The sequence below is a fragment of the Kitasatospora sp. NPDC056531 genome, assembly GCF_042794375.1.
Classification (GTDB): domain Bacteria; phylum Actinomycetota; class Actinomycetes; order Streptomycetales; family Streptomycetaceae; genus Kitasatospora.
Genome location: NZ_JBHTTU010000016.1, coordinates 86,783 through 98,674, shown reverse-complemented (window position 1 = coordinate 98,674; position 11,892 = coordinate 86,783). Strand labels below are relative to the sequence as shown.

Sequence of the window (11,892 nt, the reverse complement as noted above, 5' to 3'; positions counted from 1 at the left end):
TCCTCCCCTTCCCAGAAGGGGGGGGGGGGGGGAGGGGGGGGGGGGGGGTTGTGTTTCCCCCAAAAGCACCTGCCCTCCGAAACAGAACCCCGGCCTCTTCCCCCCCCCTTTCCCCCACCCCAAACCCCCGACGGACGGTGAGGCAAAGGGGCCTCACCGCTCGGCCCTGCCTGGTGGCGGCCCCGGCCAGAGTTGGCAGGGGCCAGGGCCGCGTAGCTCGCGTCCAGCTGATCCGGCGCGAAGCGACGGAACCCCGTACGGCGGCTTCACCGGCTCACCCCCCGACCAGGACGATCAGAACGCCGCGTTCTCCTGGTACGTCCCCCACTCCTGCCGCAGCGCGTTGCAGATCTCACCGAGCGTCGCCTCGGCGCGCACCGCGTCCAGCATCGGCGGGATCATCGACTCGCCCGAGCGCGCCGCCGCCAGCATGGCGTCCAGCCCGGCCCGCACCGCCGCGTCGTCCCGGGCCGCCTTGCGCTCGCCCAGCACCCGCACCTGCTCGCGCTCGACCTCGTGGCTGACCCGCAGGATCTCCAGGTCGGGGGTGACGCTGCGCGGGTGGCAGTTGACGCCGACCACGCGCTTCTCGCCCTTCTCCACCGCCTGCTGGTACTGGAAGGCCGCCTCGGCGATCTCGCCGGTGAACCAGCCCTCCTCGATCCCGCGCAGGATGCCGGAGGTGATCGGGCCGATCTCGTGGTCCTCGCGCCCCTTGTCGAGGATCCGCTGGAAGATCGCCTCGGCCTGCTGCTCGATCCGGTCGGTCAGCGCCTCGACGTACCAGGAACCGCCCAGCGGGTCGGCCACGTTGGTGACGCCGGTCTCCTCCATCAGCACCTGCTGGGTGCGCAGCGCGATCTCGGCGGCCTGCTCGGAGGGCAGCGCCAGGGTCTCGTCCAGCGCGTTGGTGTGCAGCGAGTTGGTGCCGCCCAGCACCGCGGAGAGCGCCTCGACGGCGGTGCGCACCACGTTGTTGTACGGCTGCTGCGCGGTGAGCGAGACGCCGGCGGTCTGGGTGTGGAAGCGCAGCCACTGCGCCTTGTCGGTCTTGGCGCCGAAGCGGTCGCGCATCCAGCGGGCCCAGATCCGGCGGGCGGCGCGGAACTTGGCGATCTCCTCGAAGAAGTCCAGGTGCGCGTCGAAGAAGAAGGACAGGCCGGGCGCGAAGACGTCCACGTCCAGGCCGCGGGACAGGCCCAGCTCGACGTACGCGAAGCCGTCCGCGAGGGTGTACGCCAGCTCCTGCGCGGCCGTCGCCCCGGCCTCGCGGATGTGGTAGCCGGAGACGGACAGCGGCTTGTACGCGGGGATGCCCTGGGCGCAGTGCTCCATCAGGTCGCCGATCAGGCGCAGGTGCGGCTCGGGGGCGAAGAGCCACTCCTTCTGGGCGATGTACTCCTTGAAGATGTCCGTCTGCAGGGTGCCGTTGAGCACCGCCGGGTCCACGCCCTGGCGCTCGGCGGCGACCAGGTACATGCAGAAGATCGGGACGGCCGGGCCGCTGATCGTCATCGAGGTGGTGACCTCGCCGAGCGGGATGCCGTTGAACAGCACCTCCATGTCGGCGGCCGAGTCGATGGCCACGCCGCAGTGGCCGACCTCGCCGAGCGACTTCGGGTCGTCCGAGTCGTAGCCCATCAGGGTGGGCATGTCGAAGGCGACCGACAGGCCGCCGCCGCCCGCGTCCAGGATCATCCGGTAGCGCTCGTTGGTCTGCTGCGCGTTGCCGAAGCCGGCGAACTGGCGGATGGTCCAGGTGCGGCCCCGGTAGCCGGTGGGGTGCAGCCCGCGGGTGAACGGGTACTCGCCCGGCCAGCCGATCCGCTCGAAGCCCTCGACGGCCTGCCCGGGGGCGGGGCCGTACACCGGCTCGACCTCGTCACCGGAGAGGGTGGTGAAGTCCGCGTCCCGCTTGCGGGCCTTGTCGTACCGCTGCTGCCAGCGCTGCCGTCCGCGCTCGATCTCCTCGGCGTCCATGGGCCGAACTCCGCTCCGTACGGCCGCCACGGCACCGGGCGGCAAGCTATTAGGACGTCCTACTAATTTACTCGGACGTCCTAGTAGTTGTCGATGGATACCCGTTCGACGCGAACCCGGAAAACGACGGCGCCCCTCCCCCGCTCGGGGAAGGGGCGCTGTTTCGCGCGGTCGGCTCGGCTCAGACGCCGGCCGGCTGGCGGGCGCCGTCGCCCGCCGGGAGCTTCTCGGCGGCCTCGCGGGCCACCTTGCGCTCGAAGACGAAGGAGAGGAAGGGGATGCAGCCCGCCGCCAGGGTCAGCACCAGTCGGCCCAGCGGCCACTTCAGCTTCTGCCCGAGCAGGAAGGTCACGATGAAGTACCCGATGTACAGGTAGCCGTGCAGCATCGCGACGTAGGTGGTCACGTCCTGGGCGGTGCTGAAGCCGTACTTCGCCACCATGAAGCCGCAGAACACCAGCAGGGCCACACCGGTCGCAATGGCCAGGCCGCGGTACCAGCCCAGCAGGGGGGTCGCCTTCATACTCTTCCTCGCCTCGCTCGGCAGTTCCGGCCGGTACGCCCGGATCCGCGCACCGCTCCCACGAGGGTAGCCGTCCTCACGGCCGCTCCTTCGCAGCCCCCTCGTCCGGCTCGGCGAAGTCCCCGGCCGCGATCCGCAGCGGCTTGAGCAGTTCGAACACCTGGCGGCACTGCTCGGGGCCGTACTCCTCCAGTCCGAACTCCATCGCCATGAGCTCCCGGGTGGCCCCCTCGACCACCTCGCGGCCGCGCCGGGTGATCGAGGCGAGCACGCCGCGGCCGTCCAGCGGGTTGGGGCGGCGGGCGACCAGGCCGGCCCGCTCCAGCCGGTCGACGGTGTTGGTGACGCTGGTCGGGTGGACCATCAGCCGCTCGCCGATCTTGGACAGCGAGAGCTCGCCGGTCCGGCTGAAGGTCAGCAGCACCAATGCCTCGTACCGGGCGAAGGTCAGCCCGTACGGCTTGAGCACCGCGTCGACCCTGGAGAGCAGGATCTGGTGGGCGCGCATGATCGAGGTGATCGCCGCCATCGAGGGCACGGTGCCCCAGCGACGGGCCCACAGTTCGTCGGCGCGGGCGATCGGGTCGAAGTCGAGTGCGAGGGGCTTGGCCACCTCCTTACCGTACCGGCGGACGGGACGTGTGCTACCAGCTGTCCTGATGGTGGACAAGCGCGACGAGTGGCGGGATCCCGCCAATCGGACGGCCAGGTCCATACCTGGACATTGCACCGACGTGAACGCACCGCAACAGACCACAGGGGAAGCCGAGTTGACGTCCGATCAGGCCAACGGCCCACTATCAGGCCTCTGTTCGGACGGTAACCCGCTGAACGGCGGGGCGGTTCACCCCTTTTGTCCATTCGTTCACAATCCCTCGCCTTGGCGAGACTTGGCCAATTCATGAACAAGACCTGTCATTTGATTTGCTCGATTGTCATGCTTTCCGCCAACCCCGTCCGACCGCCACCACCCCCACCCAACCGGTGGCAGCCGCACGACCGTTCGGGGTCCTCGCACGTCAGCGCCCGTTTCCGCCCCTCAGGTGCCGACCCCGGCCCCCGGGACGAGGCGCGACCGCGCCCACACGCGGTTTCCCGGAAGGACTCGTCCGTGAAGCGAAAGCTCGCCGCAGTCGCCGTACTCTCCGCCACCGCCCTGCTCACCGGCATCGTCCAGGCGGGCGCCGCCGCCCAGGCCAGTCCGACGCCCGCCCCGCCGGCGCAGGCCGCCGAGCAGCACGCCGCCGCGCTCGCCCTGGCGGGCGGCCAGGCCGGCCCGCTGGCGAAGACACTCGCCCTCGGCGGCCAGGAGCAACTGGTCGCCAAGGACGCCGTGGTCGACAAGGACGGCACCCGGCACCTGCGCTTCGAGCGCACCTACGCCGGTCTGCCGGTGATCGGCGGCGACCTGGTCGTCCACCAGGAGTCCGACGGTGCGGTGAAGTCGGTCGACAAGGCCGTCGCCGCGCAGCTGAGCCTGCCGAGCCTGACCCCGCAGATCCCGGCGGACAAGGCCGCCGCCCAGGCCACCGGCGCGGTGCAGGCCACCATCGGCATCGCCGCCGACAAGGACGAGTCCCCGATGACCGCCGTGCACCAGACCGGCAAGGCCGAGCTGGTGGTCTGGGCCACCGACGGCAACCCGCGCCTGGCCTACCGGACCACGGTCGAGGGCGAGCGCGCCGACGGCACCCCGAGCAGCCAGCTGCTGGTCACCGACGCCGCCACCGGCCAGGTGCTGTCCACCCACGAGCAGGTGCAGACCGCCGCCGGCACCGGCAAGGGCGTCTTCGTCGGGACCGTCCCGCTGACCACCACCCAGTCCAGCAGCACCTTCTCGCTCAAGGACGCCACCCGGGGCAACCAGTCCACCGTCAACATGAAGAACCGCACCTCCGGTTCGGGCACGCTGTACAGCAAGAGCAGCAACACCTGGGGCGACGGCACCGTCTCCAACGGCGAGTCCGCGGCAGTGGACGCCCAGTACGGCGCGGCGGCCACCTGGGACTTCTACAAGAACACCTTCGGCCGCAACGGCATCAAGAACAACGGCATCGGCGCCACCAGCCGGGTCCACTACGGCTCCAACTACGTCAACGCGTTCTGGAGCGACACCTGCTTCTGCATGTCGTACGGCGATGGCGCGAGCAACACCCACCCGCTCACCGAGATCGACGTGGCCGGCCACGAGATGACCCACGGCGTCACCTCCGCCACCGCCGGCCTCAACTACTCGGGCGAGTCCGGCGGCCTCAACGAGGCCACCTCGGACATCCTCGGCACGATGGTCGAGTTCTACGCCAACCTGCCCTCCAACCCGCCGAACTACTGGATCGGCGAGCTGATCAACCTGAACGGCAACGGCACCCCGCTGCGCTACATGGACAAGCCCAGCAAGGACGGCTCCTCGGCCGACTCCTGGTCCTCCGGCGTCGGCAGCCTCGACGTCCACTACTCATCGGGCGTGGCGAACCACTTCTTCTACCTGCTGTCCGAGGGCAGCGGCGCGAAGACCATCAACGGCTTCAGCTACAACAGCCCGACCTCGAACGGCTCGACGGTCACCGGCATCGGCCGGGACAAGGCCGCGCAGATCTGGTACCGCGCGCTGACCACCTACTTCACCTCCACCACCGACTACGCGGGCGCCCGCACCGGCACCCTGAAGGCCGCTGCGGATCTGTACGGGGCGACCAGTGCCGAGTACAACGCGGTCGCCACCGCGTGGAGCGCCGTGAACGTCAACTGACGTACGGCGTACGGCGAGCGGACGCCCGGGCCTCGTTGGAGGGCAGGCCCCGGGCGTCCGCCCATGCCCGCGCCCGGGACGCCGAGCCCGGGACTCCGCCGGCCCCGGAGGCTGTCAAGGCCGACCGGCTGGCGGGGTCCCGCCAGCGGGACGAACCGCGGATTCCGGGCAATGGGCGGCAGCCGAACCATCCGTACCGGCGCTGGCGACTCCTGGCCAATCCCCGGCGGCGCTCTGTCCTTCCCTGCCATGAATTGTCATGCTTCTGACCAAGCTCCCGTCCGACGACCGCCTCCCCCACCCAGCAGGCGGCCCGTCAGAAGCCGTGCGGCAGCAGCACGTCCGCGCCCTACCGCCCCAACGGCGCCAACCCCGGCGCCCCGGTACGCGGCGCACCCGCAGGAAAGCGCGGGTCTCGTGGAAGGAACCCCACACGTGAAGCGAAAGCTGACCCTCCCGGCCGTACTCTCCGCCACCGCCCTGCTGGCCGGCGTCGTCCAGATCGCCGCCCTCCCCGCCGCCCAGGCCGCCGCCCCCGCGCCCGACCGGGTGTCGACCGCGCCGCTCGCCCTCGCCGCCGCCCAAGGTTCCCAGCTCGCAGTGCAGTTGGGCCTCGACGGCCAGGAGCAGCTGGTGGCCAAGGACGCCCTGGTGGACGCCGACGGCACCCGGCACCTGCGCTACGAGCGGACCTACGCCGGCCTGCCGGTGATCGGCGGCGACCTGGTCGTCCACCAGCGCCCGGACGGCTCGGTGAGCTCGGTGGACCGCGCCTTCACCGGCCGGCTGGCGCTGCCCACCACCACCCCGGGCCTGGCCGCCGGCCAGGCGGCCGAGCGGGCCACCGACGCGGTGCGGTCGACCGTGGGCCTGGCCGCCGACGAGGACGAGCCGGCGCTCAGCCGGGTGGACGGCGCCGGCGCGGCCGAGCTGGTGGTCTGGGCGGCCGACGGAAACCCGCGGCTGGCCCACCGCACGGTGGTGCGCGGCGAGCGGGCCGACGGCACCCCGAGCAGCCAGCAGGTGGTCACCGACGCGGCGACCGGCGAACTGCTCTCCACCGACGAGGAGTTCCAGACCGCGACCGGCACCGGCAAGGGCGTCAACGTCGGCACCGTACCGCTGACCACCGCCCAGAGCGGCTCGACCTACTCGCTCAAGGACGCCACCCGCGGCAACCAGTCCACCACCGACCTCAAGGGCGCCACCTCGGGCAGCGGTTCGCTCTTCACCAGCACCAGCAACAGCTGGGGCAACGGCCTGGCCTCCAACCGCCAGTCCGCGGGAGTGGACGCCCAGTTCGGCGCGGCCGCCACCTGGGACTTCTACAAGAAGACGTTCAACCGCAACGGCATCAAGAACAACGGTGTCGGCGCCACCAGCCGGGTGCACTACGGCTCCAACTACGTCAACGCGTTCTGGAACGACTCCTGCTTCTGCATGACGTACGGCGACGGCTCCGGCAACACCCACCCGCTGACCGCCATCGACGTCTCGGGCCACGAGATGACCCACGGCGTCACCTCCGCCACCGCCGGACTGATCTACTCCGGCGAGTCCGGCGGCCTCAACGAGGCCACCTCGGACATCTTCGGCACCATGGTCGAGTGGTACGCCAACCTGCCGGCGAACCCGCCGAACTACTGGATCGGCGAGAAGCTCAACCTCTTCGGCAACGGCAAGCCGCTGCGGTACATGGACAAGCCCTCCCTGGACGGCAAGTCCGCGGACTCCTGGTACTCCGGCGTCGGCAACCTGGACGTGCACTACTCGTCCGGCGTCGCCAACCACTTCTTCTACCTGCTCGCCGAGGGCAGCGGCGCCAAGAGCATCAACGGCTACAGCTACAACAGCCCGACCTCGAACGGCGCGAAGGTGACCGGCATCGGGCGGGACAAGGCGGCCGCGATCTGGTACCGGGCGCTGACCACCTACTTCACCTCCACCACCAACTACAAGGCCGCCCGCACCGCGACCCTGAAGGCCGCCTCCGACCTCTACGGCGCGACCGGCACCGAGTACAAGGCGGTGGCCGCGGCCTGGAACGGGGTGAACGTCAGCTAGGCACCGTCCCGGACCACTCCCGGTAAGAAACGGCGACAGGCTGCCGCGGCCCTTTGGGAGAGGAGGCCGTGGCAGCCTGTCGACCGTCCACGAGAGCAGGATCAGGCGGTGGCGGGCTGCAGCTCGCCGCGCTCCTCCTGGGCGAGGGTCCGCTCGGCGTAGACGCCGCCGAACGGCAGCACCGAGAGCACGAACAGCAGGACGCCGCGTTTGGCGTCCCACTTCTGCGCCTGCCAGGCCTGGATCCAGAACACCACGTACAGGATGAACAGGGTCCCGTGGACGGGGCCGAGCACCGGGACGGCGTTGAAGCTGGTGGTGTACTTCAGCGCCGTGCAGATCAGCAGCAGGACGAAGGAGATCCCCTCGGGGGCGGAGACCAGGCGCAGGCGGTGGACGGCGCTGCTGTTCACGTTGGATACCTCAATACGGGGGTCGGAGGCGTGGGCACGCTTGTGAAGCGACTCACAAGCCTTCCGGCCATTATCACCGAGCACATGTCCGAGCCCCGGGTCGGGGGTGGCCACCGTGCCCGATGTCACAGCCACGCGCCAGAACCCGGCCGGACGCAGCACGGCGTCGCCCGTACCCCCTATCCTCTTGCCCGCGCGCCCACCGATCCGGGCGCTCACGGCATCGCACACGGGGGTAGCCACACCATGTTCAAGCGGGACTGGGACCGCAGGACCTGCGCCAAGCGCGGGCACATCACCTACGCGCCGACCGAGCCCGAGCTGGCCTCCCGGCTGCACGCCGCCACCGCCGTGGGCGACGCCTGGCGCTGCCTGCGCTGCGGCGACTTCGCGCTCGGCGCCCCGCACGGCTCCGGCCCGGCCGCGAACGCCCCGCTGGTACCGCGCGGCAAGGCGCTGCGGGACGTCTTCATCCTGCGCTTCCTCGCCATCGAGCGGGTGCTGCGCGGCGTCATCATCATCCTGATCGCCTGGGGCGTCTGGAAGTTCTCCAACAGTCAGGAGGCGGTGCAGCGGGTCTTCGACGAGGACCTCACGGTCTTCAAGCCGGTCGCCGACCACTTCCACTGGGACATCAACAACGCCCCGGTCGTCGAGACGATCCGCAAGACCTTCGGGTACCAGAAGAAGACCCTGGTGATCGTCGCGGGCGCGCTGGTGGCCTACGCGCTGATCGAGATCGTCGAGGCGGTCGGCCTCTGGCTGGGCAAGCGCTGGGCCGAGTACCTGACCGTGGTCGCCACCGCCGCCTTCCTGCCGCTGGAGGGCTACGAGCTGCACGAGCACGTCAGCGCGGTGAAGATCTGCACGCTGGCCCTGAACATCGCCGCGGTGCTGTGGATCATGCTCTCCAAGCGCCTGTTCGGCCTGCGCGGCGGCGCGGTCGCCTTCGAGGCGGAGCGCCACTCGGCCTCGCTGCTGGAGGTCGAGGAGGCGGCCGGCACCGTCCCCCACCCCGGCCACGGCCACGGGGCGCACGCGCGGTCCTGACTCGCGCATTTGTCCCAGGCCCGTACCAGTTCGTCCCCGCCCTCTCGCCCGGCCACGGCCGCAAAAGCTAGATTGCGGCCGTGGCACAGTTCAGACTCCAGGGCTCGCGGGTGCTCGCCGTCGAGTTGGCCGGCGACGCCGTCAAGGCCCGGCACGGCTCGATGGTCGCCTACACCGGCCAGATGACCTTCAAGAAACTGACCGGCGGCGGGGACGGACTGCGCGGCATGGTCGCCCGCAGACTCACCGGCGAGCGGATGACCGTCATGGAGGTGAAGGGGCAGGGCACCTGCTACTTCGCCGACAAGGCCACCGAGATCAACCTTGTCCAGCTGTTCGGCGAGACGCTCTACGTCGAGTCGGACAACCTCCTGTGCACCGAGGCCGGCCTGCACACCGGCACCACCTTCACCGGGCTGAACGGCGTCTCCTCCGGCAACGGCCTCTTCACCACCAAGGTGGAGGGGCACGGCTGGGCCGCCGTCACCTCCAACGGGCCCGCCGTCATCCTGCGGGTCGGCAAGGACATGCCGCTGCGGGTCGACCCGGGCGCGTACCTCGCGCACACCGGCAGCCTGCACCGCAGCCTCAAGTCCGGCGCGGGCTGGACCACGGTGATCGGCGAGGGCGGCGGCGAGGCCGTCCAGGTCGAGTTCACCGGCGAGGGCCTGGTGTACGTCCAGCCCTCGGAGAAGGTCACCCTCGGGGGTGACGTCTGATGGGCTTCACCCGGATCAACGGCAAGCTGGTCGAGGCCCGGGTGGTGCCCGGTCAGCCGCTGTTCAGCCAGCGCGGCGCGATGATCGCGTACACCGGCGACGTCCGGTTCACCCCGAACATCACCGGCGGCCAGGGCGGGGTGATGTCGATGATCGGACGCCGGGTCGCCAACGAGGACACCCCGCTGATGACCGTCGAGGGCCAGGGCCGGGTGATGTTCGGCCACGGCGGCCACCACGTCCAGGTGATCGACCTGGTCGGCGACACCCTGTTCGTCGAGGCGGACCGGCTGCTCGCCTTCGAGGGCACGCTGCGGCAGTCCACCGTGTTCCTCGGCTCGCAGGGCGGGGTGATGGGCATGGTCCGGGGCCAGGTCAGCGGGCAGGGCTTGTTCACCACCCGGCTGGAGGGCCACGGCTCGGTCGCGGTGATGGCCCACGGCGGGGTCTTCGAGCTGCCGATCACCCCGGGCCAGCCGGTGCACGTCGACCCGCAGGCCTACGTGGCGCACCGCGGCGAGGTGCGCAACAAGCTGTCCACGGCGATCGGCTGGCGCGAGATGATCGGCCGCGGGTCGGGCGAGGCGTTCCAGCTGGAACTGTCCGGGCAGGGCGCGGTGTACGTCCAGGCGAGCGAGGAGAAGCTCTGATGTCCCACCCCCCGCAGCCGCCGTACGGGCAGTCGCCGCACGACCAGCCGACCCAGCCGGGCTTCGCGGTGCCGCCGGTGGCGCCGAACTACGGCCCGCCGCAGGGCTACCCGCCGCCCCCGCCGCCCGGCTACCCGCAGCAGCCGCCCCGACAGCCCCAACAGGCCTATGCCCAGGAGCAGTTCGGCGGCCCGCAGGCCCCGCTGCCGACCACCCACGGCGACGAGGGCCCGGTGGTGTACGACGCGCACACCCTGCCGGCCAACGACAACGTCAACCCGTACGCCTTCGCGGTCGACCTGAACGGCTCCTACTTCCTGCAGAAGGGCAAGATGGTCGCCTACTACGGCGACATCACCTTCCGCGGCGTCGGCGCCGGGATGGTCGACCGGGTGCTCGGGCAGCACTTCAACTCCCCGCTGCACGCGGCGGACTGGGTGGTCGCCCAGGGCGCCGGCAAGCTGTTGCTGGCCGACCGCGCCTTCGACCTCAACTCCTACGACCTGGACGACGGCAACCTGACCGTGCGCTCCGGCAACCTGCTCGCCTTCGACCCGACGCTGCGGCTCAAGCAGTCGATCATCCCGGGCTTCCTGACCCTGATCGGCACCGGCCGCTTCGTCGCCGCCTCCAACGGGCCGGTGCACTTCGTCGAGCCGCCGATCCGGGTGGACCCGCAGGCGCTGGTCGGCTGGGCGGACTGTCCGGCGCCGTGCCACCACTACGACCACGAGTACCTGCACGGGGTGGTCGGCGGCCTGCGGCGACTGACCGGCATCGGCGGCGTCTCCGGCGAGGAGCACCAGTTCGAGTTCATCGGTGCCGGGCAGGTGCTGATCCAGTCCAGCGAGAAGCTGCTGGCCGAGCGGTCGGTGGGCGTGGTGGACGCCGAGGCGGGCGTACCGGTCGGCGGGGTGCCGCCCCAGCAGGCCCACGCCGGCGGCAACCACAACGCGCCCGGCCTCGGTAACCTGGGCGAACTCGGACGGCGTTTCGGCCTGTAAACTTGTACAAGATTGAACTAAGTCGGCTATGCTGGATCCCATGGATGCGCACACGATCGACACTGCGGACACCCCTCCGTCGCAACCAGAGGAGGAGGCTCCCTGGCTGACCGTCAGGGAGCAGCGGATGTGGCGCGCCCATCTGGAGGTCGCCAAGCTGCTGGAGTACCAGCTCAGCCGCGAACTCCAACCCCACAATCTGGCCATCAACGACTACGAGATCCTGGTCGTCCTCTCCGAGGCCCCCGACCACCGGATGCGGATGACCGACCTCGCGACCGCCACCCTCCAGTCGAAGAGCCGGCTCTCCCACCAGATCACCCGGATGGAGAACGCCGGCCTGGTCCTGCGTCAGGAGTGCCCCGGCGACCGCCGCGGCCTCTACGCCCACCTCACCGAGCAGGGCTGGGAGACCATGCAGCGAGTCGCCCCGGACCACGTACGCAGCGTCCGGGCCCACTTCATCGACCGCTTCACCCCCGAGCAGCTCGACGCCATGTACGAGGCCCTCGCCCCCGTCGCCGAACACCTCCGCGGCCTCCGCGGCCGCTCCTAGCCCACCGGGAGAGCCCTCGTTCCGCGTGGGAAGGCGGCCAGGCCGACTTCCCACGCGGGAAGGCCGGACAATGCCGTCGGGGGCGTTGGCCGGGCCGAAAAAGGGGAGGGAAAAAAAAGGGGGGGGGGGGGGGGCCCCAGGGGGGGACGGAAAACAACCCGCTCCCCCCCCCTCCCAGGTCAAC

The 11,892-nt window shown here is 70.6% G+C and carries 11 protein-coding genes; 7 read left to right on the top strand and 4 right to left on the bottom strand.

Features of this window, described 5'->3' with window-relative positions; all coding sequences use genetic code 11:
• Positions 1-294: 294 nt before the first annotated feature.
• The 3 genes from ACFQ87_RS17200 to ACFQ87_RS17190 all read right to left on the bottom strand — a co-directional run bounded on the left by ACFQ87_RS17200 (position 295) and on the right by ACFQ87_RS17190 (position 3,116).
• Entirely contained in the window at positions 295-1,980 is a 1,686-nt protein-coding gene (locus tag ACFQ87_RS17200; RefSeq protein WP_380611585.1) for a methylmalonyl-CoA mutase, read from the bottom strand.
• A gap of 181 nt (positions 1,981-2,161) precedes the next feature.
• Entirely contained in the window at positions 2,162-2,503 is a 342-nt protein-coding gene (locus ACFQ87_RS17195) for a DUF3817 domain-containing protein (RefSeq protein ID WP_380611584.1), read from the bottom strand.
• 76 nt (positions 2,504-2,579) lie between these two features.
• On the bottom strand, positions 2,580-3,116 hold the full coding sequence (locus ACFQ87_RS17190) for a MarR family winged helix-turn-helix transcriptional regulator (protein ID WP_380611583.1): 537 nt from the start codon (positions 3,114-3,116) through the stop codon (positions 2,580-2,582).
• 498 nt (positions 3,117-3,614) lie between these two features.
• On the opposite strand from ACFQ87_RS17190, the gene ACFQ87_RS17185 reads away from it, so the two are divergent.
• Positions 3,615-5,252 carry a M4 family metallopeptidase gene (locus ACFQ87_RS17185; RefSeq protein WP_380611582.1) on the top strand — a complete coding sequence of 546 codons (1,638 nt, stop codon included), beginning with the start codon at positions 3,615-3,617 and terminating at the stop codon, positions 5,250-5,252.
• Between the two features lie 435 nt (positions 5,253-5,687).
• On the top strand, positions 5,688-7,316 hold the full coding sequence (locus ACFQ87_RS17180) for a M4 family metallopeptidase (protein WP_380611581.1): 1,629 nt from the start codon (positions 5,688-5,690) through the stop codon (positions 7,314-7,316).
• A 101-nt stretch (positions 7,317-7,417) separates the two neighbouring features.
• Here ACFQ87_RS17180 and ACFQ87_RS17175 read toward each other — a convergent pair whose 3' ends face one another.
• On the bottom strand, positions 7,418-7,729 hold the full coding sequence (locus ACFQ87_RS17175; RefSeq protein ID WP_380611580.1) for a DUF3817 domain-containing protein: 312 nt from the start codon (positions 7,727-7,729) through the stop codon (positions 7,418-7,420).
• Positions 7,730-7,975: 246 nt separating this feature from the next.
• On the opposite strand from ACFQ87_RS17175, the gene ACFQ87_RS17170 reads away from it, so the two are divergent.
• The 5 genes from ACFQ87_RS17170 (at position 7,976) to ACFQ87_RS17150 (ending at position 11,708) form a co-directional block, all read left to right on the top strand.
• On the top strand, positions 7,976-8,779 hold the full coding sequence (locus ACFQ87_RS17170; protein WP_380611579.1) for a DUF2127 domain-containing protein: 804 nt from the start codon (positions 7,976-7,978) through the stop codon (positions 8,777-8,779).
• 80 nt (positions 8,780-8,859) lie between these two features.
• Positions 8,860-9,498 carry an AIM24 family protein gene (locus ACFQ87_RS17165; RefSeq protein WP_380611578.1) on the top strand — a complete coding sequence of 213 codons (639 nt, stop codon included), beginning with the start codon at positions 8,860-8,862 and terminating at the stop codon, positions 9,496-9,498.
• Positions 9,498-10,148, top strand: coding sequence for an AIM24 family protein (locus tag ACFQ87_RS17160; protein ID WP_380611577.1), 651 nt, complete (start codon positions 9,498-9,500; stop codon positions 10,146-10,148). Before ACFQ87_RS17165 ends, ACFQ87_RS17160 begins: the two co-directional genes overlap by 1 nt.
• A gap of 203 nt (positions 10,149-10,351) precedes the next feature.
• Positions 10,352-11,152: an AIM24 family protein gene (locus ACFQ87_RS17155; protein WP_380611608.1), complete on the top strand. Its 801-nt coding sequence runs from the start codon at positions 10,352-10,354 to the stop codon at positions 11,150-11,152.
• Positions 11,153-11,192: 40 nt separating this feature from the next.
• Entirely contained in the window at positions 11,193-11,708 is a 516-nt protein-coding gene (locus ACFQ87_RS17150) for a MarR family winged helix-turn-helix transcriptional regulator (protein ID WP_380611576.1), read from the top strand.
• Positions 11,709-11,892: the final 184 nt, after the last annotated feature.

What these genes read in the sequence shown, in the direction of transcription:
- ACFQ87_RS17200 (WP_380611585.1), bottom strand. Translation starts at nt 1,980, where the DNA reads ATGGACGCCGAGGAGATCGAGCGCGGACGGCAGCGCTGGCAGCAGCGG.
- ACFQ87_RS17160 (WP_380611577.1), top strand. Translation starts at nt 9,498, where the DNA reads ATGGGCTTCACCCGGATCAACGGCAAGCTGGTCGAGGCCCGGGTGGTG.
- ACFQ87_RS17150 (WP_380611576.1), top strand. Translation starts at nt 11,193, where the DNA reads ATGGATGCGCACACGATCGACACTGCGGACACCCCTCCGTCGCAACCA.
- ACFQ87_RS17195 (WP_380611584.1), bottom strand. Translation starts at nt 2,503, where the DNA reads ATGAAGGCGACCCCCCTGCTGGGCTGGTACCGCGGCCTGGCCATTGCG.
- ACFQ87_RS17170 (WP_380611579.1), top strand. Translation starts at nt 7,976, where the DNA reads ATGTTCAAGCGGGACTGGGACCGCAGGACCTGCGCCAAGCGCGGGCAC.